We start from the raw sequence: 26,490 nt of genomic DNA on the forward strand, positions 1-26,490 counted from the left end.
CACCGGGCGGGCCGACGGCTAGTCGGCCCGCGACGGGGTGACTCAGTCGACGACCCGGACGTCCTTCCAGAACGCCACCCGGTCGCGGATCTGCTCCGCCTCCGGCTTCGGGTCGGGGTAGTACCAGACCGCGTCGGGACTGGTCCGGTCGCCGTCGGTGAGGGAGTAGTAGGAGGCGGTGCCCTTCCACGGGCAGACCGTCCGGGTCGTCGACTCGGTGATCAGGTCGTCGCGCAGGGTGTTGCGGGGGAAGTAGTGGTTGCCCTCCACCAGGACGGTGTCGTCGCTCTCGGCCACGACCTGGTCGTTCCACACGGCTTTCGGCATGCCACCACGCTACGCCCCGCCCGGGTTACCCCTCCCGGACCCCTCGCGGCCACCGGTTTCGACCGGCGCCGCGCCGGGGCCGGGGGCCCCGGCCGGACCTGCGGCAGGGGTGTTTCCGGGCGGCCGGCTGATCCGAAACGGCCGGCGGTGGGGTCCCCCAGAACGGCGCTTCGCGCGTAAAGTGATCTCATGCGCGCGCAGCGTGATCATGAACTGGCGGTGGACGCGTTGCGGCGGTCGTACGCCGCCGTGCCTCCCGGACAACCCATACGACTGGCCAAACGCACCTCCAACCTGTTCCGACCCCGGTCGGCCACCGGTGTGCCCGGCCTCGACGTCAGCGGCCTGGACGGCGTCCTGTCGGTCGACCCGGTCGCCCGTACCGCCGAGGTGCAGGGCATGTGCACCTACGAGGATCTGGTCGACGCGACCCTCCCGCACGGCCTGATGCCCCTGGTCGTGCCCCAGTTGCGCACGATCACCCTGGGCGGTGCGGTGACCGGGCTGGGCATCGAGTCGACGTCGTTCCGCAACGGGCTCCCGCACGAGTCGGTCCTCGAGTTGGACATCCTCACCGGGGCGGGGGAGGTCGTCACCGCCCGGCGGGACGGCCCGCACGCCGACCTGTTCGCCGCGTTCCCCAACTCGCTGGGCAGCCTGGGATACGCCACCCGGCTGCGCATCGAACTCCAGCCGGTGGGGCGGGCGGTGGCCCTGCGCAACCTCCGGTTCACCCGGCTGGAGGAGTTGACCGACGCGATCGCCGAGGTGACCGCCAAGGGCGAGTGGGAGGGGCAGCCGGTCGACGCGATGGACGGCGTCATGTTCAGTCCCGGCGAGTCCTATCTGGTGCTCGGCTCCTTCACCGACGACCCGGAGCCGCTCAGCGACTACACCGACCAGGACATCTACTACCGCTCGCTGCGTCGTCGGGTGCGGGACACCCTGAGCGGCCACGACTACCTGTGGCGCTGGGACACCGACTGGTTCTGGTGCTCGGCCGCGTTCGGGGCGCAGCATCCGGTGGTGCGTCGGCTCTGGCCGGGCCGCTGGCGGCGCAGCGACGTCTACCACCGGCTGGTCCGGCTGGAACACCGGCACCAGGTGGCCGCCCGGGTGGACCGGTGGCGGGGCCGGCCGGCCCGGGAACGCGTCGTGCAGGACGTCGAGATCTCGCTGGAGGGCGCGGCCGACTTCCTGCGGTGGTTCGACCGGAACGTGGGGATGACCCCGGTGTGGCTCTGCCCGTTGCGGCTACGTGAGCCCGCCGGCCCCGGCTCGGCCCGGGCCTGGCCGCTCTATCCGCTCCGCCCCGGTCGGACGTATCTCAACATCGGCTTCTGGGGCACCGTGCCGATCGTGGACGGTGCCGTTGACGGCGACGTGAATCGCTCCATCGAGCGGGCGGTGTCGGAGTTCGGCGGCCACAAGTCGCTCTACTCCGACGCGTACTACGACCGGGCGGTCTTCGACCAGCTCTACGGCGGGGAGACCTGGCGTGCGGTGAAGGACCGCTATGACCCGGACCATCGGCTCACCGGACTCTACGAGAAGGCGGTTGCCCGAAAATGAGCCTGACCGACCGAGAACAGGGGGCGGCGAGCGCCCCGGCCAGCCCGCCGGCGGGAAGTCGGCCCGGCCCGACTGTCGCCGACATCGTCCGCGCGGTCACCACGCGGGACCTGCCGGTCCGCATCACCGGCTACGACGGCAGCGCGATCGGCCCGGCCGACGCCGGGATCACCCTCGACATCCGCTCCGAGCGGGGGCTGTCCTACCTGCTCACCGCCCCGGGCGACCTGGGCATGGTGCGGGCCTACGTCAGCGGTGATCTCGGGCTGGGCGGGGTGCACCCCGGCGACCCGTACGAGGCCCTGCGGGTGCTCACCGACCTGCGGTTGCGGGTCCCCCCGGTGGCCGAGGGGCTGGCCCTGGTGCGCGGGCTCGGCTGGGAGCGGCTGCGGCCCCCACCGACACCGCCGCAGGAGGCGCTGCCCCGCTGGCGGCGGGTGCTGGGTGGGCTGCGGCACTCCCGGGGCCGCGACAGCACGGCCATCTCGCACCACTACGACGTGTCGAACGCCTTCTACGAGAAGGTGCTCGGCGATTCCATGACGTACACCTGCGCGGTGTACCGCAGCCCGACCGACACCCTGGAGCAGGCCCAGGCGGCCAAGTACGACCTGGTCGCCGGCAAGCTGGGCCTTCAGCAGGGGATGCGCCTGCTGGACGTGGGCTGCGGCTGGGGCGGCATGGTCCGGCACGCGGCCCGCGAGTACGGCGTGCGGGCGATCGGGGTGACCCTGTCCAGGGCGCAGGCGCAGTGGGCGCAGGCGGCCATCGCGCGGGAGGGGCTCACCGGCCTGGCCGAGGTGCGTCACCTCGACTACCGCGACGCGCCCCGGGAACAGTTCGACGCGATCTCCTCGATCGGGCTGACCGAACACATCGGGGTGCGCAACTACCCGGCCTACTTCCGGGCGCTGCGGGACCGGCTGCGTCCCGGCGGCCGGTTGCTCAACCACTGCATCACCCGGGCCGACAACCGGGCGCCGCACCGCTCCGGCGCGTTCATCGACCGGTACGTCTTCCCCGACGGCGAGCTGGCCGGGCCGGGTCGCCTGATCAGCGAGGTGCACGATGCCGGCTTCGAGGTGCACCACGAGGAGAACCTGCGGCAGCACTACGCGCTGACCCTGGCCGCCTGGTGCCGCAATCTCGTGGCGAACTGGGATTCCTGCGTCGACGAGGTGGGCCTGGGCACGGCCCGGGTCTGGGGTCTCTACATGGCCGGGTCGCGGCTGGCCTTCGAGCGCAACGGCATCCAACTGCACCAGGTGCTGGCGACCCGCAACGCCCCGCAGGGCGTGAACGGCTACCCGCTGCGCCCGAACTGGACGCCCTGACCAGCCTGCGCGGCACGCCCTGACCGTACGCGCCGATCGCCCTGACGAAAGCCGCGCCACCTCGGCGCGGCTTTCGTCGATCCAATTGACAAGGAGAATTTTTACGTACAGGATTGTTTTTGAGATGAGAGACGTCCTGTACCTGGAGCAGATCGAGCAGGCCGAGACCCTGCTCAAGCCGCAGCGCGTGGACGTGCTGCGGCAGTTGGCCGAGCCCCGCACCTGCACCGAGGTGGCGGCCCGACTGGAGCAGACCCCGCAGCGGGTCTACTACCACGTCAAGCAGCTCGCTGCGGCCGGCCTGGTCGAGCAGGTGGCCAGCCGGAAGGTGCGCGGCATCAGCGAGGGCATCTGGCAGGCCGTCGCCCGGTCGTACTGGCTCTCGCCCCGGCTGGTCGGCCGGATCGGCGGGGCCCGCCGGGTCTCCGACGAGCTGAGCCTGGGCCACCTGCTCGACCTGATGGAGGAGGTCCAGGCCGACGTCGCCGCGCTCGACCGGAACGCGCCGGAACTGCCCTCGATCGGGGTCTCCGGCGAGATCCGGGTGCCGGCCGAGCATCGGCAGGAGTTCCTGCACGACCTGCAGTCGACGTTGCAGGACCTGTTCACCCGCTACGGCGGCGTCGAGGGGGACGCCTTCAAGCTCGCCGTGGCCTGTTACCCCAAGGGGGAAGACCGTGACTGAACCACTCACGCTGGGCGCCCGGCTCGCCGCTCCGGTGGAGGCCGTGTGGCGGGCGCTCACCGACCCGACCGAGCTGCGCGTCTGGCTGACCGAGCACGCCGAGGTCGACCTGCCCAGCCGGTACGAGTTCTGGGGCCGGCACACGCCCGAGGGCGACGCACCCCACCAACGGCTGCGGCACGCCGACCCGTACACGCTGCGTTTCGACTGGCTGCTCGACGGGGTCGAGACGACCAGCGAGCTGTGCCTGACGGCGCAGGGGCCGGACGCCACGCTGCTGACCCTCAGCCAGAGCCACTTCGACTTCGCCGAGGCGATGGACGGCAGCAGCATCCGTGGCGTCCTGCAGACCTGGTGGTCGCTGTCGATCGCCAACCTGGCCGCGCACCTGGAGGGTCGCCCGCTGCTGCCGAAGACCGACTTCACCTCCGCCGACCTGCGCGGTGAGCTGACCATCGCCGCGCCGATCGACCGGGTCTGGACCTCGCTGACCGACTCCGGGCAGGCCAGCGCCTGGTTCGGCTATCCCATCGGCATCGAGCCCTGGGTCGGCGGCCGGTACGCCATGGGTGGCTTCGACAGCGGGTACACGGCGAAGGTGATCGACCTGGAGCCCGGCCGGAAGATGTCGGTGGACTGGGGGCCGGTCGGCGTCACCACCTGGGAGCTGGCCGAGTCCGGCGGAAAGACGAGGCTCACCTTCGTGCAGAGCGGCTTCGACGAGGGCAACCCGCCGTACGCGGCGTGGAGCGGGTCGGTGGCCGGCCTGTCCGAGCTGCGCCGCTTCCACGAGATGGCCGACTGGCAGCCGATCTGGGCGGCCGAGGAGATCCACACCGGCGCTCCCGGCACCTGAACCACCACCACCGCACCCGTGCCCGGGCCGGTTCTCAAGGTCCGGGTGCGGGTGGTGGCCTGTCCTGGGCCGGAGTCGCCCTGGGCCGGATCGCCCGGCAGCAGCACCATGGAGGCGACCCCTGTAGAGCTGATGACGTTGACGATTCACAGGTGGCAGGGGTGGACGGGCACACCACCGGCCCCCGGCTGTGTGCGACCTGCGGGGCCCCGGCCGTGTGCGACCTGCGGGGCCCCGGCCGTGTGCGACCTGCGGGGCCTCGGCCGTGTGCGACCTGCGGGGCCCCGGCCGTGTGCGACCTGCGGGGCCCCGGCCGTGTGCGACCTGCGGAGGCACGGTTCCGGACAACAGCGGGCAGGATTTTCTCGCCGGTGGTTCCCGGGGCGTCGGGCGGGGTACTGCCGGGCGATGTTCTTCATCTTCGGACTCCGTACCAAGGTCACCCGGTCGGGGGTGATGACCGCCGTCTGCCGGCACTGCGGCAACCAGGCCGCGCAGGTGATCAGCCGCCGGTCGACGAAGTTCACCCTGTTCTTCGTCCCGCTGATCCCTATCCGGACGAAGTACGTGCAGCAGTGCTCGTTCTGCGGCGTCGAGTACGCCGTCGACGCCGACGAGGCCCGCCGCCTCCCGGTCGGCTGACCGTGGCCCGTTTCCTCTGCTGGTTGATCGGCCGCCCACCGGGCTCGCCGACCGCGCCGGTGCACACCGCCTCCCGGCCACCCTGCACCCCCGCCCGTCGCCCGTCGCGCCGCCACCGGCCGGCCGCCGGTGCCCGCTCGCCCCGTTCGCCCTGGAACCGGTCCGCCGGCCGCTGACCCGCCCGCGCCACCCCGCACCGTCGACCGCCGGTCCGCACGCTCCGCGCTGCCGCGACCGGGCCGTCGCGACCGCGCTGCCGCGACCGGGCCGTCGCGACCGCGCTGCCGCGACCGGGCCGTCGCGACCGCGCTGCCGCAACCGGGCCGGCCGGGAACGGGCGTCGGCTGCCGGCCGGGGTCGGTCGGGGCGGCTATCGTGGCCTGTCGTGACGAGCACCGCACAGCGCCTGGCCGCGATCCGGGGCGACGCGCCCCCGAAACGGCACAACGCCCGGACGATCGCCGCGCTCACCGGAAACCCCGGCTGCTCCCGGCGGGCCGTGCTGGACGGGGCCGGGGTGGACAAGTCGGCGCTCGCCGAGCGGGTCGGCTTCCCGGCCCGGTTCGGCCAGTCCCGGTTCGCCATCACCCGGGGCAACGCGTTCGAGGCGCAGGTCAAGGCGGACGGTGGTGCGGAGCTGCTGCGACTGGTCGCGCAGCGGTTGGGCGTACCGGTGCCGGAGCGGGCCAGCTGGACGGACCTGGGCGGCGCGGACGACCTGCCGGACCGGCGGGAACGGTCCCGGGCCGCGTTGACCGCCAGCGGGTCGGAGGCGGCGCTGTTCGACCATCCGCTGCTGGGCCTGCAGGTGGCGGGCCAGCGGGTGCACCTGGAACCGGACCTGGTCGCCGCCCGGCTCGGTGGCCGGTTCCACGTCGTGGAGATCAAGTCGTTCCCCGTGATCGACGGCCAGGCCGACCCGGCGAAGGTGGCCGCCGCCGCCGTCCAGTCGGCCGTCTATGTGCTGGCGCTGCGGGACCTGTTCGCCGCCGAGGGGCGGGACCCGGAGTCGGTGTCGCACGACGTGGTGCTGGTCTGCCCGCGTGACTTCGCCAACCAGCCGGTGGCCAGCCTGATCGACGTGCGCAAGCAACTGCTGGTGCTGCGCCGCCAGCTGGACCGGATGGCCCGGCTGGACGATCTGCTCACCGTCGTGCCGACCGGCTTCACCGCCGACCCGGCCGCCGAGCCGGCGACGCTGGCCGCCGCGCTGCGTACCGTGCCGGCCCGATACGCGCCGGACTGCCTGGCCGGCTGCGAACTGGCGTACTTCTGTCGGAACGAGGCGCGCGGGCAGACCGGCGCGTTGGGTCGGCCGGTGCGGGAGGCGCTCGGCGGGATCGCCGAGGTGACCGAGGTGCTGGCCCTGGCGACCGGCGAGCGGGCCGCCGATCCGGAGCGGGAGGAGGCCGCCGCGCTGCTGCGGGCCGCCGCCCGGCTGCGCGCCGACGCCCTCGCCGGCCACCCCGCATGAGTACGCTGCGCGCGCTGGCACGGGCCCAGGCCGTCGCCGCCGGGGTGGCCCAGCCGGTCGCCACGGTCCGGCACCTGCACCTGGCCACCCGTCCACTGGTGCTGGTGCCGCTGGCGATGGCCGGTGAGGCGCACGCCCCGCTCGCCGCGTTGGTCGGCACCGCCCCCGACGACGCGCGGTTGCTGATCGTGCCGCAGCCCCGCAACCGGGACCAGCGGTTCCGCTTCGTCACCGAACTGGCCGGGATCGTGCTGCCGTGGCTGGACGGCTTCCGGGGTGTCTCGGAGGCGGTGGCCGTGGACCGGGGGCGCGACGTCCGCTACCGCTACGTGGATGCCCCGCAGCTCTGGGTGCCGAACCCGGCCGGGATCACCTTCCTGCGGCTGCTGGGCCGGTCCACCCGGTTCCGCCGTCCGGACGGCGACTATCCGGTGCACCCGGCGGTGCCGCTGCTCGGCCGCTGGCTGACCTTCTTCGCCGAACGGGCCGAGCAGCCCGGCTCGTCGGCGCTGCTGGCGATGACCGACGCGCTCACCCTGCACTGGGCGACCGGGCAGAGCGCGGTGGAGGACCTGCACCTGCCGGCGCTGCTCGGCTGGATCGATCCGCCGGCCGGCTGGACCGGTGTCGCGGCCGCCGCCCGGGCGGAGGACCCGGGGGTGTGCCCGCCGGCCGGGCCGGCCACCGACCCGGAATTCGACAACGCGGCGCTCGCCCCGGCGATGGCCGCGTGGGCGGCGGCCGACGACGACCCGGCCGCCCGCGACGAGGCGTACGCGGAGCTGGTGCGGTTGCTGCGCGGGCAGCTCGCGCCCACCTGGGAGCTGATGTGGCGCGGCCTGGGTCTGCTCGGCGCGCTGCCGCCCGGGGCCCGGGTGGCCGGGCGGTGGGCCGGCGACCGGGACGCCTTCACCGGGTACGCCGAGCATCTCGACGCCGACGGTGGACCGCAGCCCCGGCGCGACGGCGCGGTCGCGGCGGCGGTACGACTGCACCGGCTGGAACGCGCGGCGACCACGTACGCGGTCCAGCGCGCCTATGACGACCCGCTGGTGATGGCCGAGCACCGGCTGACCGGGGAGGCGTTCGTGGGTGACGTGACCCTGGCCGACCCGGCGCGGGTGGACGACAGCGGCAAACGGCCGGTGCTGCGGCCGAGGATCCAGGTGGTGACCACCGAGCCGGTCCGGGTGCCGGTCGGGGCGACCCTGTGGTCGACCGCACGGCCGGGGCAGAAGGCGAAGGTGGTCTTCGTGACCCCGGCGGCGGACGGCCGGACCGAGGTGGTGCTGGAGCTGTCCGGCGGGATGGGCCGGGGGTTGACCGCGCCGCCGGGCAGCGTGCCACAGGTGGGGGAGCGGCTCTGCCTGACCACCCTGTCGGAGGCGTTCCTGCCCGCCGGCACGTTCCCGACGGCGGAGGAGACTCCGTGGACGCACGGCGGGCCACCGGTTGCCGACGTGTCGACCAGGTCGTCCGCCGGGCTGTCCTCAGTGGTCGGATAACCGACCTGTCAGGTGTGGCGGCGGCTCGTACGGCTGGCTAGGCTTCGAGGGTTCGCCGTCCGTGGCTGGTCCGCACGGTCGAGGTGCGCGTTGGACAGAGAGCCGGAGCGATCACCGTGCTACCCCAGGACGCCGTCTCCGGCGCGCCGATCCGACCGTTGACCCTTCCCCGGGTGGGTGCGATCGTCGCCTCGGTGGTCGTGGTGCTGGAGCTGGGCTGGCTGCTCGCCGCGCTGCCCGGGGCGGCCCTGGCCAGCGACGTGACCGCCACGGCGCTGGCGAGCTGGGCCAGTTACGCCTGCACCCGGACGATGCGCCGGCACCCCGCCCCGCTGCGCCGGTTCTGGGCGCTGCTCGCGCTCACCATGGGGTTGGCCGCCGCCGGCCGGCTGCTGTGGACGGTGGACCGGCTGCGCGCCGACGAACTGCCGCACACCCCGCTGATCGGCGCGGTCTTCACCGCCGGCATCGTCACCGGCACGGCCGCGTTGCTGGCCGCGCTGACCGCCCCGCGCAGCATGGTCGGCCGGGCGCGTGCGGTGCTGGACGGGGTGATCGTCGGGCTGGCCCTGATCCCGATCGGCTGGGTGGTGGTGTTCCGCGACATCGCCGCCGCCGACCTCGACGATCCCCTGCGGACCATCGGCCTGCTCTACCCGATGATCGATCTGATGCAGTTGACCATCCTGGTGGCGGTGGCCGGCTCGGCCCGCCCGGTGTGGCCGCCGTTGACCCTGATCGGGGCGAGCCTGGTCACCCGGGCCGGCGCGGACGCCGTCTACGTCTCGCTGGTCGCGCACGGCAGTTACGCCCCGGGGCACCCGATCGACGTCTGCTGGCCGCTGAGCTACCTGCTGATCGGCATCGCCACCACCCGACCACCGCCGCCGACCTGCGACGGCGCCGAGGAGGTCGGCGAGTCCCCGCTCCCGTCGTGGTGGCGGGTGGCGCTGCCCTACCTGCCGGTCGGCGGGGCGATCATCGCGGTGGTGCTGGCCCGCCGACCCACCGGGCAGACCCCACCTCTGGTCTTCGTCGGCATGATGGCGCTGCTCGGGGTGCTCGCCCTGCGGCAGGGGCTGGCGGCCAACGAGAACCTGCGACTGGTGGCCCGGCTGCGCAGGCTCGCCTACGCCGACCAGCTCACCGGCCTGCCCAACCGGCTGATGTTCAACCGGCGGTTGCGCCAGGCGTTGCGCGAGGGCCCCCCGGTGGCCGTCCTGCTCCTCGACCTGGACGGCTTCAAGCAGGTGAACGACCGGTTCGGGCACGCCACCGGTGACACCCTGCTGTCCAGCATCGCGGTCCGGATGCGGACCGCCGTCGGTGGCGACGGCACGATCGCCCGGCTGGGCGGCGACGAGTTCGCCGTGCTGGTCGACGGTGACCGCCCGGTCGCCCCGGAACGGCTCGCCGAGCGGCTGCTCGCCGCCCTGCAACCGTCGGCAGGCGAGGAGGACGTCGGGGTCCACCCGTCGGCCAGCATCGGCATCGCCGAGTTCGGCCCGCAGCACGCCTCCCACACCGACCTGCTGCGCGACGCCGACATCGCGATGTACGCGGCGAAGGCCGCCGGGAAGTCCGCGTACCGCACCTGCACGCCCGCGCTGCGGGAGTCGGCGGTGGGCCGGGCCGAGTTGATCGCCGACCTGCGGCGGGCCGTCGCCGAGCGGCAACTGCACCTGGAGTACCAGCCGATCGTCGACCTGGCCACCGGCGCGGTCCGCAGCGCGGAGGCCCTGGTCCGCTGGCGGCACCCCCGGCTCGGCCTGCTCGCCCCGGCGGCGTTCCTGCCGTTGGCGGAGGAGACCGGGTTGATCGTGCCGATCGACCGGTGGGTGATCCACGAGGCGTGCCGGGCGGCGGCGACCTGGCGGGCCCTGGTGCCCGAGGCGACCGTGGCGGTCAACATCGCCGCCGCGCACCTGCGCCGCCCCGACCTGATCGCCACCGTCACGGCGGCCACCGCCACCGCCGGCCTGGCGCCCCGTGCGCTCACCCTGGAGCTGACCGAGTCGGCGTTGATCGACGGCAGCGAGGCGGTGTTGGAACGGCTCGCCCAGCTCCGGGAGCTGGGCATCCGGATCGCCATCGACGACTTCGGCACCGGTTACTCGTCGTTGAGCTACCTGCACCGGATCCCGGCCACCGAGCTCAAGATCGACCGATCGTTCGTGGCCCGGCTCGATACCGACGCGCGGGCGTACGCCACGGTGGAGATGGTCACCCGGTTGGCCGGGGCGTTCGACCTGGCGGTGGTGGCCGAGGGGGTGGAGACCGAGGGGCAGCACGCGGCGGTCACCGCGATCGGCTGCGTCCACGGTCAGGGCTACCGGTACGGCCGTCCCGGCCGGCTGGCCGCCCTGCACACCCCGCGCTGACCTGCCCGCCCTTCCCCCCGCCCTCCTCCGGCCCGGCCCGGCCCGGCCCGGCCCTATCCGGCTCGCCCTGACCCGGTTCTGCCCTGCCCGAGCCTTTCCGGCCCGGCCCGGCCCGCCCCGACCTGGTGCGGTGGGGCGCGCCGGGGGAACCGCGGGACTGGCGCAGAATCGGGCTTGACCCTCACGTCGCGGCAGGCCGGAGGCTTGGTGCCGGAAGGGGGGAAACCATGGCGTACACGGTGGGTCAGGTGGCGAAGGTGGCCCGGGTGACGGTCCGGACGCTGCACCACTACGACGAGATCAAGCTGCTCTCGCCGAGCGGCCGGACGGCGGCCGGCTACCGCCGCTACGACGACGCGGACCTGGAGCGGTTGCAGCACATCCGCTTCTACCGGGAGCTGGGGTTTCCGCTGGAGGAGATCGCGGCGATCCTCGACGACCCGACCGCCGACCCGGCGGCGCACCTGCGCCGGCAGCACGACCTGCTGACCGGGCGGATCGGGAAACTCCAGGAGATGGTCGCGGCGATCGAGATCGCGATGGAGGCGAGACGGATGGAACTCAATCTGACCCCGGAAGAGCGGTTCGAGGTCTTCGGTGACGTCGACCCGGACGAGCACGCCGAGGAGGCGCGGGAGCGCTGGGGTGACACCGAGGCGTACCGGGTGTCGACCCGACGGGCGGCCGGCTACTCGAAGGAGGACTGGCTGCGCCACAAGGCGGAGCAGGACGACTGGAACCGGCGCATCGTCGCGGCGTTGACCAGCGGCAGGCCGGCCGACTCGGCGGAGGCGAAGGCGCTGGCCGAGGAGCACCGGCAGCTCATTGTCCGCTGGTTCTACGACTGCTCGTACGAGGTGCACACCGGGCTGGCCGACATGTACCTGGCCGACCCGCGGTTCACCGCCTACTACGAGACGATCGCGCCGGGGCTGGCCGAGTACCTGGCGGAGGCGATCCACGCCAACGCGATCAGCCGGGCCTGAGCGGGACGACGGGGGCATCACCTCCGGTAGGTCAGGATGGGGGACGTTCCGCCCGCCTACCGGAGGTCGCCCGTGTTCATCGTCGCCGGAAGTCTCTACGTCGAACCCGCGGAGCGGGACGCCTACCTGGAGTCCTGCCTGGAGGTCGTCCGGCAGGCCCGTGCGACGCCCGGCTGCGTGGACTTCGCGATCGGTCCCGACCTGGTCGAGCCGGGTCGGATCAACGTTTACGAACGGTGGGAGTCCGACGACCAGTTGCTGGCGTTCCGGGGGTCCGGCCCGACCCAGGAGCAGGAGACCGCGATCCTCGGGGCGGAGGTGCACCGCTACCGCATCTCCGCCGTCGAGGCTCCCTGACCCGGACGCCGACGGGCGCGGGGACCGTGACGCCTCACGGCTGGCCCGCACCGGGCCGAACACGCTGATCGAACGGCATCGGCGTGTGCCCGGGTCCGAGCTGTGTCGTCCCCCGGGGCGTGCGCCCGGGCTGGCTGTCGCTGTCGGGGAGAGGGCCGGGCAGGGGTGGCCGGTCGGCGGCGGGCGGTCGGGCTAGGCTGGCGCGACCGCTCTGTCACCAGCGTCGATCGGCTCGGCCGGCGGGCGCATCGCCCGGGGAGACCGTCGTGAAGCACCCGAAGCTGGCCGCCGCCACCGCCGCCCTCGTCGTGCTGGTGACGGCCGCCGGCTGCACCTCGGACGGCGGTGCCGGGTCGACACCGACCGCCGGGCCGTCCGCCAGCGGGCCGGCACCGACCGCGCCGACCGCCGTGCTGGCCGCCGCCGCGCAGCGGGTCGACCAGCAGTCCTACCGGCTGAGCCTCGGTGACGGCGCGGGCGGGGACGGCACCACCCTGGTCTGGGACCCCCGGGCTCGGCGCGGGCTGGAGACGACGACGCTGGCCGTGGCGAACGGCAAGGTGGTCATCGAACGGCTCGCCACCGGCACCGACGTCTATGTGAAGGTGACCGCCCCGGACCGGCGGGTGCCGGTCTGGGACGGGCGCACCTGGTGGCACCTGGGCACCGCCGAGGCGGCCGCCGCGAAGCGGACCGGGCTGGACAACACCCGGCTGGCGAGCACGCTCGGCGCGGCCACCGAGGTACGCGCCACCGGCGACCGGGCCTACGCCGGCACCCTGGACCTGCGACGCAACACCGAGGTGCTCGGCGACGGGCTGGGCGGGGTGCTCGGGGAACGGGCCGCCGCGGTGCCGTTCACCGCGACCGTGGACGCGCAGGGGCGGCTGGTCCGCTACCGGATCGAGCTGTCCGGTGAGCCGGGCAAGACCTCGGCGCTCGACCTGACGTACGCGGACTTCGGCCTGCCGGTGTCGGCGGAGAAGCCGGCGGCGGGCCTGATCGGCGAGGACCCGCCCGGCAACATCCCCGGCGCCTGACCCACCACGCCCCCGCGCCCTCCCCACCCGCCTGCCCGCCCGGCGTCGGCTCGCCCGGCGTCGGCTCGCCCGGCGTCGGCTCGCCCGGCGTCGGCTCGCCCGGCGTCGGCTCGCCACATCGCCGCAACAGCGGTATCCGCGCGCTCCGATACCGCTGTTACGGCGACATTGAGTTGATCAACGCCCGACCGGTGCGGCCGGCGAGGTCCGGTCCGGCGGCCCGGGAGCCTCACAGGACCAGGTCGAGCAGCAGTACGCCGGCGAAGCCGACCACCGAGATGATCGTCTCCAGCACCGACCAGCTCTTGATGGTCTGTCCCACGGTCAGCCCGAAGTACTCCTTGACCAGCCAGAAGCCGGCGTCGTTGACGTGCGAGAAGAACAGCGACCCGCAGCCGACGGCCAGTGCCAGCAGCGCCACCTCCGGCCGGTCCAGGGTGGCCGCCAGCGGGGCGACGATGCCGGCGGCGGTGATCGTGGCGACCGTCGCGGAGCCGGTGGCGACCCGGATGCCGACGGCGACCAGCCAGCCCAGCAGCAACGGGGAGAGGTTGGCGTCCTTGGCCGCGTCGGCGACCAGGTTGCCCACCCCGGCGTCCACCAGCACCTGCTTGAAGCCACCACCGGCGGCGACGATCAGCAGGATGCCGGCGATCGGCGGCAGCGAGCCGCCGAGCACCGAGGAGACCTGACTGCGGCTGAAGCCGGCCTGGTAGCCGAGGGTGAACATGGCGACGATCACGCCGGCCAGCAGCGCCACGATCGGGGTGCCGACGAGGTCGAGGGCCTGCCGGGCGAAGGTCCCCTCGGCCAGGGCCAGTTCGCCGACCGCGCGCAGCAGCATCAGCACCACCGGCAGCAGCACGGTGAGCACCGCCGGCCAGAACCTCGGGGCACGCCGGGCGGTCTCGGTGCCGCTGTCGTCGACCGGCGCGCCCGGCCGACCGGTGCCCGGGTTCACCAGGTCGTCGTCGGTGAGCAGGTCGCCGTCGACGTCGTCGCCGGCCCGTCCGCGCCCGGCGTCCGAACCGTCGGGTGTGCGGTCGCGGCGGGCGTCGGGGCTGCCGGGTCCCCGCCGGCCGCCACCGCTGGTGGCCGGCTGCCGGGTGGGCAGCAGTGCGGCAGGCGCGGTGGCCGGTACGTACCGGGCGATGAAGTTGCCGAACACCGGGCCGGCGATGATCACGGTGGGGATGGCGATGATCAGGCCAAGGCCGAGGGTGAGCCCCAGGTCGGCGTTGAGCGAGGAGATCGCCACCAGGGGGCCGGGGTGCGGCGGGACGAGGCCGTGCAGTACCGACAGGCCGGCCAGCGCCGGGATGCCGATCTTCATCAGCGGCACGTCGGTGCGCAGCGAGACCAGCAGCACGATCGGCACCAGCAGCACCACGCCGACCTCGAAGAAGAGCGGCAGGCCGATCAGCGCGGCGACCCCGGCCATCGCCCAGGGCAGGGCGGTGCCGGAGACCCGCCCGACGACCCGGTTGACGATGCCGTCGGCCCCACCGGACTCGGCGAGCAGGCCACCGATCATCGCGCCGAGCGCGATCAGCAGCCCCACCCCGCCGACGGTGGAGCCGACCCCGGCGCTGAACGACGTGATCATCTTGTCGGGGGCCATGGTGGCGACCACGCCCAGCACCGCCGCGCCGAGGATCAGTGACAGGAAGGGGTGCACCTTGCCCCAGGCGATGAGCAGCACCACCGCGGCGATGCCCAGCAGGGCGGCCACGACGAGCTGGGCGTCACCGGCGCTGGTGGCCGGTTCCGCCGGTGCGGCGAGGAGAGTGAGCACGGTAATCACGACCTTCGGACGGTGTCCGACCCGGTGCGGGGCGGGCGATCACATGGGTGCGGGGGTGGGTGGCGGCTCCGCCGGCAGGCTGGGGGCCAGCCGGCGCAGCGACGCGAAGGTGGGCAGCAGCGCGTCGTACAGCTCGGAGTGCAGGGGGAGCAGGGCGGCGTAGGTGGCGGCGGCGGCCGGCTCGGGGCGTACCGTCTCGTCGATGCGCACCAGGTCGGCGGCGACGTCGATGGAGTCGATCAGGCCGAGCGCCTGCATGCCGAGCAGCGCCGCGCCGAAGCTGGAGCCCTCGTGGCCGGCGGGGAACCGCACCGGCATGCCGAGCGCGTCGGCGAGCATCTGCCGCCACAACGGGCTGCGGGCGAACCCGCCGCTGGCGCGGACCTCGCGGACCTCGTTGCCGGCCGCCCGGACCGACGCCAAAACCAGGGCGAGCTGCTGGCAGACCCCCTCCAACGCGGCCCGGACGAGGTGTTCGCGGCGGTGCCCGTGGGTCAGCCCGACGTACGCCCCGCGCGGCAGCGCGCTCCAGTGCGGGGCCCGCTCGCTGAGCAGGTACGGCAGCATGATCAGCCCGCCGGAGCCGACCGGGGCGGTGGCGGCCAACGCCAGCAGCTCCTCCTCGCCGTGCTCGCCGAACTCGGGGGCGAGCGCGTCGCCGGCCCACTGGAGCACGATCCCGCCGTTGTTGATCGCCCCGCCGACCACCCAGCGGTCCTCGGTGAGCGCATAGCAGAACACCCCGCCGAGCGGGTCGACGGCGGGGCGTTCGACGGCCACCCGCATCGCCCCGGAGGTGCCGATGGAGCAGGCGACGACGCCGGGGCGTACCGCGCCGAGACCCAGGTTGGCCAGCGGGCCGTCACCCGCGCCGACGACGAGCGGGGTGTCGGCGGGCAGGCCGGTGGCGATGGCGGCGCGGGCGGTGAGCCCCGGCAGCACGGTGGTGGTGGGGACGAGTTGGGGTAGCTGCTCCTCGGTGATCCCGGCGATCCGCAGCGCCTGGGCGTCCCAGCCGAGCCGGTGGATGTCCATCAGGCCGGTGGCCGAGGCGACCGAGTGGTCGGTGACCAGCGCGTCGGCCAGCCGCAGCAGCACGTAGTCCTTGATGCCGACCCAGTGGGCGACCCGTTCGTGCAGTTTCGGCTCCTGCTCGGCGTACCAGAGGAGTTTGGACAGCGGGGCCATCGGGTGCACGGGGGTGCCGGTGCGCCGGTGCAGGGCCAGCCCCCAGGGCGCCGCGCGCAGCCGCTCGGCCTGGCTGCTGGCCCGGGAGTCTGCCCAGGTCACCGACGGGGTGAGCGGTACGCCGTCCGGGTCGAGGCCGATCAGGCTGTGCATCGCGGTGCTGAACGACAGGCCGGCGATGCCGGCGCCCAACTCGGTGACGACGGTGCGGATGGTCTCCACCACCGCGTCGAAGATGAGCTGGGGGTCCTGCTCGGCGTAGCCGGGGTGCGGCTCGTCGAGGGGGTAGCCGACCGAGTGGCTGGCGAGTTGATGGCCGTCGACGTCGTACGCCACGGTCTTGGTGCTGGTGGTGCCGATGTCGACGCCGAGCACCACGCGGTGGCGCTGGTCCGGGCCGGTCACGGGTCCCCCTTCGCGTCGGCGGTGCGGGCGCTGCGGCCCGGCTGCGGCTGACGTTACCCACGCCGGCCCCACCCCGCACGGCGTCGGACCGGAACGTGGGTCACCGTGCGATGCGCCACTCTGGGAGGAAATTCATCCCCCGATCGGGTGGTAAACCCGCAATGTCGGGTCCGTCGGGCTTGTCTCCGCCGTTGAGCCGGGTGAACACCCCGGTTGGTGGCTCGCGCGGCGGAGGGATCGGCGTGGCGATGACTGATTCGACGGGTTCCACCTGGCGTTACACCTGGGCACGCCAGCAGAATGAACGACGACGGCGGGCCTTCCGTACCGTGGAGCGGGCCTGGCGACGCCGCGACGACGAACTGCGTCGGCTGCGTGCCCTCGCCGTCGGCCTGCGGGGCACGGCGTCGGCCGGTGTCGGCCTGCCGCTGGCGTTGAGTCCCGGCGAGGCCGTCCTCTGGACGATGCCCGGCGCCCAACTGGTCGAACTCCGGCACACCGCCGTGCTGCCCGCCCCCGACCTGGTCGTCGAGGCGGACCCGGGGCGGCTGCGCCACCGGCTGCCCGACGGGGTGCGGGTCACGGACGCCGGCATCGCGGTGGTCACCAACCGTCGACTGGTCCTGGTCGGCGGGCGCGGCCGGCGCGACTGGGCGTACGGGAAGATGACCGGGCTGCTGCACGACCCGGCGGCCCCGGTCACCCTGATCCAGGTCCTGGACCGGCGGCAGACCTCCGGCCTGCTGCTGCCGCCGGGCGCGGCGGCCGAGTTCCGGTTCGTGCTCACCCTGGCCTTCGCCGACGCCATCGAGCACCGGGCCGCCGTCCTCGCCCAACTCGACGAGCTGATCGCCACGCACGCCGAGACCACGCCGTTCCGGCCGGCGATCGCCACCCCCGCGCAGGCCCGGATCAGCGCCCGTATCCCGGGCGGTCGACGTACCGTCGCGGTGGCCGCCATGCTGACCCTGGTGGTGCCGGCGGTGCTGGTCGAGTCCGACCCGCCGGTCACCCCGGAGGTGGCGGCGGCGGCCACCGCCGCGCCTGCCCCGCCCCGCACCCGCCCCCCGTCGCCCGCCCCGTCACCGTCCGTGGTGCGGGAGCGGCGTTGCGGGGCGCCGGCCAACCCGATGGGGTACGACTACTGCGGCGGCGACCGGGTCCGCGAGCCCGACCACCGGGTCTGCGACTGGTTCGACTGCGTGCCGCAGTTCTGGGCCGGGCACGGTTACCTGGTGTTGTGCCGCGACGGCGCGGTCAGCCTGACCGGCGGTCGGCCGAAGCCCTGCGCCGGCCACGACGGGGTACGCCGTACCGTCGACCGCTGACCGGTCGACCCGCCCCGTCGGCCCGGCTTCTTCGGTGGTTCCGGCTCTGCTGTCGGCCCAGCCCGTCCGCCGCTCCTGCTCTGCTGCCGTAGCCGGCCCGTCTGCTGCTTGCGGCTCTGCTGTCAGCCCAGCGGAGCCCCGCTCACGGTCAGGACGGTGGGGTCAGGTCCGGCACGGTGAGGCTGCCGTCCTCGGCGAGCGGGAAGCCCGGGTTCCAGGCGATCTCCCACAGGTGACCGTCCGGGTCGGTGAAGCAGCCGGCGTACCCGCCGTAGAAGGTCTCCGCCGCCGGCCGGGTGATCCGGGCCCCGGCGTGTGCGGCGACGGTCAGGATGTCGTCCACCTCGGCCCGGGAGTGGACGTTGTGCGCCAGTGACGCCGCCCCCGGGCCGGCGTCGGCCACCCCGGCGTCGGCGGCCAGCGCGGCCCGCCCCCAGAGCACCACGGCCAGCCCGCCGGCCTGGAAGAAGACCGTTTCCTGCACCTCCTGGCCGCGCCAGCCGAGCCGCTCGTAGAAGGCGCGGGCCCGGGGCAGGTCGGCGACCCCGAGCGTGACCAGACTGATCCGCTGCTCCATCCCCGGACCGTACCCCCGGACGGATCGAGGGATGTCGGCCGGCCCGGGCGGGCCGAGGGGTGCCTCGTCGCCGGAGGGTCGAGGTAGTGGCCGCTACCTCGCCCACGGGAGCACCGCCGGGGCGGCAAGCGCGTGCCGGGGCAGGGTGGGCTGGTCGGACAGCGCCCGGCCGCCGGCCTTCCGTCGTGGTGGCGCGGCCGTCGCATCATGTACGGCGTGATCCATTTCAAGCGCAAGCAGCGCAAGAAGAAGCGCGACTGGTGCGACGCCGACTGCGACGTCTGCGACTGCGACGGCCTGCCCTGCTGTGACTTCGGGCTGTTCTCGTTCCTGCTCACCCTCGGCGCGACCACGGCCCGGGTGAGCCGGGCGCCGGTGGTCGACCGGGCGGGCCGGGCCGCGATCCTCGGTTACCGTCGCTGGTTGTCGCACCGCTGGCCGGGCCAGTGCCGCTACACCCCGACGTGCAGCGCCTACGGCCTGACCGCCGTCGAGCGGTACGGCCTGGCCGTCGGCGGGCGGATGGCGGCGGACCGGCTGCGCCGCTGCCGGCCGGGTGTCCCACGCGGCACCCACGACCCGGTCCACTGACAACCCACGGGCCCGGCTGCCGGCACGTGCGTCTGCGGCGTCGACGGCCGCCCGTGGCCGACGGCCGCCCGGTGCTCGCCCCGACCAGGGGAACACCGTGTGCGGGCGGCCGTCACGACGTCACGTCCCGGTAGACCTCGACGTCGTAGATGAGCCGGACGGGCTCGCCGTTGGTGACGCCGACGAAGACGGGCTCTGCGGCGGGGGTGCGCCCCCGCCGCCAGACCTCGGCGCGGGCGGCGTCGCGGGACTCGCGGTGGGTCTTTCCGGCCCGGTGCAGCTCCACCACCCGGCGCGCGGTGAGCCGGTCGCTGTCCAGTTGTATCCGCATCAGCGGCACGGTCACCACCGTCCTTCCGGGAGAGCCACACCGCTCACCGGGGGTGCGGCCGGCGGCATGCCCGAGTCTAATCTAACAGCGTTAAATTAAGTGGCCACGGTACTAGGATGCTGCAGGTGGACGCGACCGAATTGAGCGGGCGACCGGCCGGGCGGCACGAAGGCCGGGCCGACGGCAGGGCCGGCACGGTCTGGCTGCGCGAGGAGCCGGTCCGCAACCGCCGGACCACCCCGCTGACCCGGGAGCGGATCGTGGCGGCGGCCGTGGCCCTGCTCGACCGGCACGGCGTGGACGGGTTGACCATGCGCCGGTTGGCGGAGCGCCTCACGGTCACCCCGACGGCCCTCTACTGGCACGTGACCACCAAGGAGGACGTCCTCGACCTGGCCGTCGACGAGATCTTCGGCGAGGTGCCGCTGCCCGCTGCCGACGCCGACTGGCGGGCCGACGTACGCACGCTGGCCTCCGGGTGGCGGGCGGCGATGCTCCGCCACCCCTGGGCGCCCAGCCTGATCGGCCGACCGATGCTCGGCCCGCACGTCCTCGCCCGCACGGAGTTCCTGCAGGCGGCGTTGGTCCGCGCCGGGTTCACCGGCGTCCACCTGGCCGTGGTGACCCGGCTCGTGGCCAACTACGTGATCGGCGCGGCGCTCACCGAGGCCACCTGGCGGCGGACCGACGATCCCGAGGTACGCGCCGACGCCCGTCGACACCTCGTGGCGAACGCCGACGCCTACCCCACCCTCATCGCCGCCGGCCACCTCGACGACGGACAGTGGAGCGACGAGGACCTCTTCGTCCGGGGCCTCGACGCCATCCTCGCCACCCACCCGGGCAGCTGACCGCCACCCACCCGGGCTGACCGCTGCCGGACGGAGCCCCGGCGATATTCGGCTCGCCTGTCGGGCGGGTCGTCGCTACCGTCCGGGGCATGTCCCGCACCATCCGACTCGTCCTCGTCGATACCACCGGCCGAACGCTGGGCGCGCTGCCCGACTTCGACGTGCCGGTGCCCTGGTGGCAGGACACGGTGGCGGTCGTCGCCGGGGCCCGTGCGGCGTACGGCGTCGAGGTGACCGTGCTGCGGGTGCTCGCCGGGCAGCGCGGCCGGCCACCCGGGGGTCACGTCAGCTACCTGGCCGAGGCGGCCGGGCCGGTGGGCGTACCGCTGCTGCCGGCGGAGGCGGTGGAGCCGGCGGCGCATCCGCTGCGGGTGCCCTACGCGCAGCCGGGCGGGCCGGCGGCGAGCCTGGCCTGGGCCGCCGCGCAGCTCGACCGGTTGGGCCGGCCGGCGACGGCGGTCACCCAGGAGCGCACCTGGAACCTGTCGGCGATCTGGCGGCTCGACGGGCCGCACGGCATCGCCTGGCTCAAGCAGGTGCCGGTGTTCTTCCGGCACGAGGCGGCGGTGCTGCGGCTGCTGGCCGACGACCCGGCCACGCCGACGCTGCTCGCCGCCGCCGACGAGGGGCGGATGCTGCTCGACCACGTGCCGGGGGAGGATCGTTACGGCGCCGACGCCGCCGAACGCGCCGCGATCGCCGCCGCACACCATGCCCTCCAGGTACGCACGACGCCCACCCTCGACCGGCTGATCGCCGCCGGGGTGCCGGACCAGCGCGGCGTCGCCCTGGCCCGGTGGCTACGCGCGACGCTCGCCCCACATCCCGCCGCCGACCCGCTCCTCGCCGGACTGGAGGCGCGGCTCGACGAGGTGGCCCGGTGCGGGCTGCCGGACACCGTCGTGCACGGCGACCTGCACCCCGGCAACGTCCGCGCCGACGGGTCGCGGCACACCATCATCGACTGGGGTGACTCGTTCGTCGGGCACCCGGCCTTCGACATCCTCCGGCTGACCGAACAGTTGCCCGCCGAGCCGGCCGCCGCCCTGGTGGCCGACTGGTGCGCGCGTTGGCGGGCCGACGTGCCCGGCTGCCGGCCGGAGCGGGCGGTGACGCTGCTGCGGTCGGTGGCCTGGCTGCGGATGGCGGCCGTGTACGCGATGTTCCTCGCCGGCATCGAGCCGAGCGAACGGATCTATCACGTCAAGGACGTGCCGGAGAACCTGGCGCGGGCGGCGGCCGAGCCGGTCTGACCGCCCCGGCGGGCGGCAGCCGAGATGTGCCGACCCCACCGCGTCAGGCAGCCGAGATGTGCAGGTGGGGGTCCAGGCTCTCCGTCGCGAACCGGGGTGCCGCCGCCCGCCGCCCCACCGGGTCGGGAAGCCGTGGTGGCCGGGCGGACCGGGCGGCGGACCGTCACTCCGGCCGGTGGCAGACCGCCTCGACGTTGTTGCCGTCCGGGTCGCGGACGAACGCGCCGAAGTAGGTCGGGTGGTATTCCGGCCACACCTTCGGGGCGTGCAGCACCTCGGCGCCGGCCGCCACCGCTGCGTCGTGGAACGCCCGGACGGCGGCCCGGTCGGCGGCGGTGAAGGCGATGTGCGCCTCGTGGGCCGGGCCGGACACCGTGGTCGGGCTGAGCCAGAAGTCGGGCCGTTCGACGCCGTAGCCGACCACGTCGCCGTATTCCAACATCCGGCGGGCGCCCAGCGGGGCGAGGACGGCGTCGTAGAAGGCGAGGCTGGCGGGGATGTCGCGGGCCTGGATGCCCAGGTGGTCGAGCACGATGGTCTCCCTCGATGTGGTTGCCGGCCCAGGCTAGAACGGACCTACGACACGGTCGCGGTCAAGAATGCCGCCCGGAGGCCCCGTCCGGGAGGAATTCGCCGGTAGGGTGCCGGGGACCGCCACAGCCAGCAAAGGTGCCGCATGCTCCCCCGCGCCACGCCCGACACTGAAACGCCCGCGCTGATCCTGGAGCGCACCACCGCGCTGGTCGACTATCTGATGGCGGTCCGCGCCCAGCTGGAGAAGCCGGCCCGGACGGTGCCCACCACCGACGCGTTCTGGCAGCACGACCTGCCCGAGCACCCCGACTGCCAGCTGGGCGTCTCGGCCGACGGGGTCAGCTGGTTGCAGGTCGGGTTGCCGGCGACGCCCCGGCGGCTCAAGACCCCCGTCGAGTTCGTGGCGCACCTCGCCGACACCCCGCCCTACCCGGCCGAGCCGAGGCTGACCGGCGACGAGGAGACGATCGCGCGCCTGCGCCCCCGCTTCGACCAGTGGCGGGAGCAGGACTGGCGGCCCTGGGCCGAGCAGGCCGCCCGCACCGACCGGGTACGCCAGCTGCACCGCGCCCTGTTCGACCTGATGCACCGGGTCGACATGACCGCCGCCAGTCACGAACTGGTCTGGGGGCACGGCGTCATCCGCGCCGAGGTCGCCGGCCACCGGGTGCAGTACCCGCTGGTGGTGACCCCGGTCGCCGTCGAGTTCGACGTGGACCGGTCGGTCGTCCGGGTCGTACCGCAGGGGCCGGCCCGGTTGCAGACCGACCCGCTGACCGGCCTCGACGAGCGTTACCTGCGTCAACTGCTGGCCCTGGCCGGGGCCGGCGGGCAGCTCGACCTGGACGTCTGGGCGCAGGAGGACCGGCGGGAGTTCTTCGCGCGGGCGTTGCGCCGGCTCGGCCACGACCCGGTGCTGCGCGACGCCGACGCCCCCGCCCCCACCGGCGCGTACGTGCACGACACCGGGGTGCTGTTCGTCCGGCCCCGGCAGCGGATGCTGCGCCGGTTCCTGGAGGAGCTGCGGGAGCGGCTGCTGGCCGGCGACACCACCGGCATCGGGGCGTTGGCCGCCATCCTCGCCCACGAACCGAGCCGGCTGGAGATGCCGCAGGACCAGCCGCAGCGGTGGCAGCCGCTGGGTGAGCGGCTGCTCATGCCGTTGCCCACCAACGAGGCGCAGGAGTCCATCGCCCGACGGCTGGCCCAGCACCGCAACGTCGCCGTGCAGGGGCCGCCCGGCACCGGCAAGACGCACACCATCCGCAACCTGATCTGCCACCTGATGGCGCACGGCAAGCGGGTGCTCGTCGTCGCCCAGAAGGAGGACCCGCTGCGGGTGCTGCGCGACGGCCTGCCACCGGAGATCCAACCGCTCTGCCTGGCGGTGCTCGGCCGCTCCACCGACCAGCTCGTGCAGCTCCAGCTCGCCGCCCGGGAACTCTCCGACCGGGGCGCCACCCTGGACCGTCGCGCCGAGCAGCAGAAGGTCGACCGGCTGCGCCGGCAGCTGGAGGAGGCCGAGCGGGACCTCGGGCTCGCCCTGGCCGGCCTGCGGGCGATGGCGGAGCACGAGTCCGCCCGGTACGACATCGACGGCATCCGGCTGTCCCCCGGCGACATCGGCGTCTGGCTGCGGGAACGGGCCGACCGCTACGGCGACATCCCCGACCCGCTCGCCCCCGCCCTCGACGCCCCGCTGACCGGCGAGGAGTTCAGCGAACTGCTCGACATCGCCCGGCGTACCCGGCGACAGGACCGGGCCCAGGCGCTGCGTCGGCTGCCGACGGCTGCCGACCTGCCGACCGCCGAGGCGATCCGGGCCGACCGCCACGAGCTGGCCACGACCCGGCGCGAACTGGACCGGCTCGCCGACGCCGGGGTGCTGGTCGCCGAGGTGCGCGCCGTCGGGCAGCCCGCCCTGGAACACCTCGGCGGGCAGCTGCGGGAGGCGCTGACCCTGCTCACCGAGCGGGAGGGGGCGTGGACCGACCGCCTCGGCACCCTGTTGCAGGCCGACGCCAACTGGCGGATCCGGTGGGAGGACCACGTCGCCGCCAGCCAGCAGGCGCTCGCCGACCTGGCCGCCGCCGCCCGGGTCATCGCCGGGCACGAGGTCACCGTCGCCGAGGTCCACCTGACCGAGCCGCGCCGGTTGCTGGCCCTGCTCGACGAGCTGCGGCAGCGGTTCGCCGCCGGCAAGGGCGTCAGCAAGCTCTTCCAGGGCACCCTGGCCCGGATCGCCACCGAATGCCGGATCGACGGCGAGGTGTTGCGGAGCGCCGACGACGTCGACATCGTCGTCGCGTACGTCACCCGGCGTCGGCTGCGGCAGGCGTTGACCACCCGGTGGGCGGAGTGGCGGGCGTCGCTCGGGCTGCCGGTCGAGGTCGGCGACGAGCCGGAGTACTGGACCGGCCAGCTGCTCACCGCCGCCGCCACCGCGTTGGACTGGGACCGGCGGCGCTGGCCGGCCCTGCTGGGCGTCGTCCGCCGGTTGCTGCCGCGCGCCGAGCACACCATCGACGTACGCCGGCTGACCGCGCTGATCGCCCTGCTCGGCCGGGCCACGGCGGTGTTCGCCCACGACGAGCTGGTCGCCGAGGAGCACCGGCTCGACGCGCTGCTGCAGCACGGCATGTCCGGCGCCGACGCCAGCGACCTGTGGCGGCTGCTCGACCACAGCTACCAGGGCGACCTCGACGGCTGGGACGCCCTGCTCGACGAGGTGCGCCGGCTCGCCGCCCTGCGCCCCGAGGCGCAACGCCTCGCCCAGCTCGCCGACCGGCTGCGACCCGTCGCCCCCGACTGGACCGCCCAACTGGAGGCCGGCACCGCCGCCGCCCTGCACGGCACCGGCGCGGACTGCCTCGACCGGTGGCGGTGGCGGCGCGCGCAGACCTGGTTCGACCAGGTCGTCGGCAGCGTCGACCCGGTCGCCCTGGGCCGGCGTGTCGACCGCACCCGGGAACGCATCCGGCAGCTCACCAGGGAACTGGTCGTGGCCTCCGCCTGGTTGGAGGTGTCGCTGGCGTTGGACGACCGGCGGCGGGCCGCCCTCGCCGACTGGACCACCGCGCTACGCAAGATCGGCAAGGGGACCGGGAAGAACGCCGCCCAGTGGCAGGCCCACGCGCAGAAGGCGATGGCCGCCGCCGTGGACGCCGTGCCGGTCTGGGTGATGTCCGTCGACCGGGCCATCGAACAGTTCGCCGGGGGCGCGCGCTTCGACGTCGTCATCGTCGACGAGGCGTCCCAGGCGGACCTGTTCGCGCTGCCGATCCTCAGCCTCGCCGAACGGGCCGTGGTGGTCGGCGACGACCAGCAGATCGGGCCGCAGCTCTCCTTCGTCGGCAGCGTCACCGGCCTGATCAACTCGCACCTGGTCGATGTGCCGTCGGCCGAGCACTTCGACCCGGAGAGCAGCCTCTACGACCACGCGGTCCGCCGCTCGCCCGAGCGGATCCTGCTCACCGAGCACTTCCGGTCCGTGCCGGCGATCATCGGGTTCTCCAGCGACACCTACTACGGCGGCGAGATCGAACCGCTGCGCACCGACCGGCCCGCCGGCATCGGCGACCCGGTCGTCGCCGTGCACGTGCCCGAGGGCATCCGCCAGGACCTGCCCGGCTACGGCAACGTCAACGTGGCCGAGGCCGAGGCCCTCGTCGCGCGGGTCGCCACGATCGTCGCCGACCCGGCGTACGCGGGCCGCAGCGTCGGCGTGGTCAGCCTGCTCAGCACCAGCGGGCAGGCCCTCTATCTGCTGGCCCGGCTGCGGGAGCAGATCGGCGAGGAGGAGATGGAACGCCGCCGGCTGCGCGTCGGCGACTCCTACACCTTCCAGGGCGACGAACGCGACGTGGTGCTGGTGTCGACGGTCGTCTCCCCGCACCAGGGACCGGTCGCCGCCTTCACCAAACGCGACCACCACCGCCGGGTCAACGTCGCCGCCTCCCGGGCCCGCGACCAGCTCTGGGTGTTCCACTCCGTGCAACCCGACGACCTGCGCGCCGACGACGCCCGGGGGCTGCTGCTGCGCTACTGCCAGAACGTCAACACCGCCGAGGAGTCCTACGACGACCTGGAGAAGCGCTGCGACAGCGACTTCGAACGCGAGGTGCTGCGGCGGATGCTGCGCCGGGGGTTCCGGCCGCTGCCGCAGTTCCGGATCGGCTCGTACCGGATCGATTTCGTGCTGCCCGCCCCGGACGGGCGGCGGCTGGCGATCGAGTGTGACGGGGACGCCTACCACGGGCCGGAGCAGTGGGAGAGCGACATGCGTCGGCAGGCGGTGCTGGAACGGGTCGGCAACTGCGTCTTCGTACGGATCAGGGGGAGCGTGTTCAGCCGCGATCCGGAGGCGGCGTTGGCACCGCTGTGGCAGCGCATCGATGAGCTGGGCATCGAGGGCCATTGGGTGGTCGAGGAGCACTCGTCCTGAACGGTCGCTGCCGGCTGATACCGCT

Annotated in this window: 22 protein-coding genes; 16 read left to right on the top strand and 6 right to left on the bottom strand. The window is 74.1% G+C overall.

Annotated elements, in window-relative coordinates; genetic code table 11:
- Positions 1–42 precede the first annotated feature (42 nt).
- Positions 43–327 (bottom strand): DUF427 domain-containing protein, encoded by a 285-nt coding sequence (locus GA0070216_RS25855; RefSeq protein ID WP_091251423.1) that lies wholly within the window; start codon positions 325–327, stop codon positions 43–45.
- A 189-nt stretch (positions 328–516) separates the two neighbouring features.
- Here GA0070216_RS25855 and GA0070216_RS25860 point away from each other — a divergent pair, with 189 nt between their 5' ends.
- The 11 genes from GA0070216_RS25860 (at position 517) to GA0070216_RS25910 (ending at position 13,159) form a co-directional block, all read left to right on the top strand.
- A complete protein-coding gene (locus GA0070216_RS25860; RefSeq protein WP_091251425.1) occupies positions 517–1,899 on the top strand; it encodes an FAD-binding oxidoreductase in 1,383 nt (460 codons plus the stop codon).
- Positions 1,896–3,233 carry a class I SAM-dependent methyltransferase gene (locus GA0070216_RS25865; protein WP_091251428.1) on the top strand — a complete coding sequence of 446 codons (1,338 nt, stop codon included), beginning with the start codon at positions 1,896–1,898 and terminating at the stop codon, positions 3,231–3,233. The genes GA0070216_RS25860 and GA0070216_RS25865 overlap by 4 nt, the downstream gene beginning before the upstream one ends.
- A 124-nt stretch (positions 3,234–3,357) precedes the next feature.
- Entirely contained in the window at positions 3,358–3,918 is a 561-nt protein-coding gene (locus tag GA0070216_RS25870) for a winged helix-turn-helix domain-containing protein (protein ID WP_091251430.1), read from the top strand.
- Entirely contained in the window at positions 3,911–4,774 is an 864-nt protein-coding gene (locus tag GA0070216_RS25875; protein ID WP_091251434.1) for an SRPBCC family protein, read from the top strand. The genes GA0070216_RS25870 and GA0070216_RS25875 overlap by 8 nt, the downstream gene beginning before the upstream one ends.
- Before the next feature lie 408 nt (positions 4,775–5,182).
- Positions 5,183–5,416: a zinc-ribbon domain-containing protein gene (locus GA0070216_RS25880; RefSeq protein WP_091251437.1), complete on the top strand. Its 234-nt coding sequence runs from the start codon at positions 5,183–5,185 to the stop codon at positions 5,414–5,416.
- A 385-nt stretch (positions 5,417–5,801) separates the two neighbouring features.
- Positions 5,802–6,890: a hypothetical protein gene (locus GA0070216_RS25885; protein WP_091251438.1), complete on the top strand. Its 1,089-nt coding sequence runs from the start codon at positions 5,802–5,804 to the stop codon at positions 6,888–6,890.
- Positions 6,887–8,395 carry a hypothetical protein gene (locus GA0070216_RS25890; RefSeq protein WP_091251440.1) on the top strand — a complete coding sequence of 503 codons (1,509 nt, stop codon included), beginning with the start codon at positions 6,887–6,889 and terminating at the stop codon, positions 8,393–8,395. The genes GA0070216_RS25885 and GA0070216_RS25890 overlap by 4 nt, the downstream gene beginning before the upstream one ends.
- Before the next feature lie 116 nt (positions 8,396–8,511).
- Positions 8,512–10,776: a putative bifunctional diguanylate cyclase/phosphodiesterase gene (locus GA0070216_RS25895; protein ID WP_245722738.1), complete on the top strand. Its 2,265-nt coding sequence runs from the start codon at positions 8,512–8,514 to the stop codon at positions 10,774–10,776.
- A 227-nt stretch (positions 10,777–11,003) separates the two neighbouring features.
- Positions 11,004–11,762, top strand: coding sequence for a MerR family transcriptional regulator (locus GA0070216_RS25900; RefSeq protein WP_091251445.1), 759 nt, complete (start codon positions 11,004–11,006; stop codon positions 11,760–11,762).
- A gap of 36 nt (positions 11,763–11,798) precedes the next feature.
- Entirely contained in the window at positions 11,799–12,119 is a 321-nt protein-coding gene (locus GA0070216_RS25905) for a putative quinol monooxygenase (RefSeq protein ID WP_176739134.1), read from the top strand.
- A 266-nt stretch (positions 12,120–12,385) separates the two neighbouring features.
- A complete protein-coding gene (locus GA0070216_RS25910; protein ID WP_091251450.1) occupies positions 12,386–13,159 on the top strand; it encodes a hypothetical protein in 774 nt (257 codons plus the stop codon).
- 229 nt (positions 13,160–13,388) lie between these two features.
- Here the strand turns inward: GA0070216_RS25910 and GA0070216_RS25915 are convergent, their stop codons facing one another.
- Positions 13,389–14,954, bottom strand: a complete 1,566-nt coding sequence (locus GA0070216_RS25915; RefSeq protein ID WP_091251453.1) for a GntT/GntP/DsdX family permease — start codon at positions 14,952–14,954, stop codon at positions 13,389–13,391.
- Between the two features lie 48 nt (positions 14,955–15,002).
- The gene (locus GA0070216_RS25920; protein ID WP_245722739.1) at positions 15,003–16,556 is read right to left on the bottom strand and encodes a gluconokinase; all 1,554 of its coding nucleotides are present in this window, start codon (positions 16,554–16,556) and stop codon (positions 15,003–15,005) included.
- A 242-nt stretch (positions 16,557–16,798) separates the two neighbouring features.
- Between GA0070216_RS25920 and GA0070216_RS25925 the strand changes: the two genes are divergently transcribed.
- Positions 16,799–17,884, top strand: a complete 1,086-nt coding sequence (locus GA0070216_RS25925; RefSeq protein ID WP_091251455.1) for a hypothetical protein — start codon at positions 16,799–16,801, stop codon at positions 17,882–17,884.
- Positions 17,885–18,032: 148 nt separating this feature from the next.
- Here the strand turns inward: GA0070216_RS25925 and GA0070216_RS25930 are convergent, their stop codons facing one another.
- The gene (locus GA0070216_RS25930; protein WP_091251458.1) at positions 18,033–18,461 is read right to left on the bottom strand and encodes a VOC family protein; all 429 of its coding nucleotides are present in this window, start codon (positions 18,459–18,461) and stop codon (positions 18,033–18,035) included.
- 207 nt (positions 18,462–18,668) lie between these two features.
- Here GA0070216_RS25930 and yidD point away from each other — a divergent pair, with 207 nt between their 5' ends.
- Entirely contained in the window at positions 18,669–19,052 is a 384-nt protein-coding gene (yidD, locus tag GA0070216_RS25935; protein ID WP_091251460.1) for a membrane protein insertion efficiency factor YidD, read from the top strand.
- A gap of 112 nt (positions 19,053–19,164) precedes the next feature.
- On the opposite strand, the gene GA0070216_RS25940 is transcribed toward yidD, so the two are convergent.
- The gene (locus tag GA0070216_RS25940) at positions 19,165–19,398 is read right to left on the bottom strand and encodes a hypothetical protein (protein ID WP_245722740.1); all 234 of its coding nucleotides are present in this window, start codon (positions 19,396–19,398) and stop codon (positions 19,165–19,167) included.
- A gap of 110 nt (positions 19,399–19,508) precedes the next feature.
- Here GA0070216_RS25940 and GA0070216_RS25945 point away from each other — a divergent pair, with 110 nt between their 5' ends.
- Both GA0070216_RS25945 and GA0070216_RS25950 read left to right on the top strand, forming a co-directional pair.
- A complete protein-coding gene (locus GA0070216_RS25945; RefSeq protein ID WP_245722741.1) occupies positions 19,509–20,234 on the top strand; it encodes a TetR/AcrR family transcriptional regulator in 726 nt (241 codons plus the stop codon).
- A gap of 89 nt (positions 20,235–20,323) precedes the next feature.
- Positions 20,324–21,487, top strand: coding sequence for a phosphotransferase family protein (locus GA0070216_RS25950; RefSeq protein ID WP_091251465.1), 1,164 nt, complete (start codon positions 20,324–20,326; stop codon positions 21,485–21,487).
- Positions 21,488–21,650: 163 nt separating this feature from the next.
- Here GA0070216_RS25950 and GA0070216_RS25955 read toward each other — a convergent pair whose 3' ends face one another.
- Positions 21,651–22,019, bottom strand: coding sequence for a VOC family protein (locus GA0070216_RS25955; RefSeq protein WP_091251467.1), 369 nt, complete (start codon positions 22,017–22,019; stop codon positions 21,651–21,653).
- Between the two features lie 144 nt (positions 22,020–22,163).
- Between GA0070216_RS25955 and GA0070216_RS25960 the strand changes: the two genes are divergently transcribed.
- Positions 22,164–26,465 carry an AAA domain-containing protein gene (locus GA0070216_RS25960; RefSeq protein WP_091251469.1) on the top strand — a complete coding sequence of 1,434 codons (4,302 nt, stop codon included), beginning with the start codon at positions 22,164–22,166 and terminating at the stop codon, positions 26,463–26,465.
- Positions 26,466–26,490 lie beyond the last annotated feature (25 nt).

This window comes from Micromonospora matsumotoense, from assembly GCF_900091525.1.
GTDB lineage: Bacteria > Actinomycetota > Actinomycetes > Mycobacteriales > Micromonosporaceae > Micromonospora > Micromonospora matsumotoensis.

Excerpts from the sequence above, each read along its gene's own strand:
- GA0070216_RS25855 (WP_091251423.1), bottom strand. The coding sequence starts at position 327 with ATGCCGAAAGCCGTGTGGAACGACCAGGTCGTGGCCGAGAGCGACGAC.
- GA0070216_RS25860 (WP_091251425.1), top strand. The coding sequence starts at position 517 with ATGCGCGCGCAGCGTGATCATGAACTGGCGGTGGACGCGTTGCGGCGG.
- GA0070216_RS25865 (WP_091251428.1), top strand. The coding sequence starts at position 1,896 with ATGAGCCTGACCGACCGAGAACAGGGGGCGGCGAGCGCCCCGGCCAGC.
- GA0070216_RS25870 (WP_091251430.1), top strand. The coding sequence starts at position 3,358 with ATGAGAGACGTCCTGTACCTGGAGCAGATCGAGCAGGCCGAGACCCTG.
- GA0070216_RS25880 (WP_091251437.1), top strand. The coding sequence starts at position 5,183 with ATGTTCTTCATCTTCGGACTCCGTACCAAGGTCACCCGGTCGGGGGTG.
- GA0070216_RS25890 (WP_091251440.1), top strand. The coding sequence starts at position 6,887 with ATGAGTACGCTGCGCGCGCTGGCACGGGCCCAGGCCGTCGCCGCCGGG.
- GA0070216_RS25900 (WP_091251445.1), top strand. The coding sequence starts at position 11,004 with ATGGCGTACACGGTGGGTCAGGTGGCGAAGGTGGCCCGGGTGACGGTC.
- GA0070216_RS25905 (WP_176739134.1), top strand. The coding sequence starts at position 11,799 with ATGGGGGACGTTCCGCCCGCCTACCGGAGGTCGCCCGTGTTCATCGTC.
- GA0070216_RS25930 (WP_091251458.1), bottom strand. The coding sequence starts at position 18,461 with ATGGAGCAGCGGATCAGTCTGGTCACGCTCGGGGTCGCCGACCTGCCC.
- yidD (WP_091251460.1), top strand. The coding sequence starts at position 18,669 with ATGTACGGCGTGATCCATTTCAAGCGCAAGCAGCGCAAGAAGAAGCGC.
- GA0070216_RS25950 (WP_091251465.1), top strand. The coding sequence starts at position 20,324 with ATGTCCCGCACCATCCGACTCGTCCTCGTCGATACCACCGGCCGAACG.
- GA0070216_RS25960 (WP_091251469.1), top strand. The coding sequence starts at position 22,164 with ATGCTCCCCCGCGCCACGCCCGACACTGAAACGCCCGCGCTGATCCTG.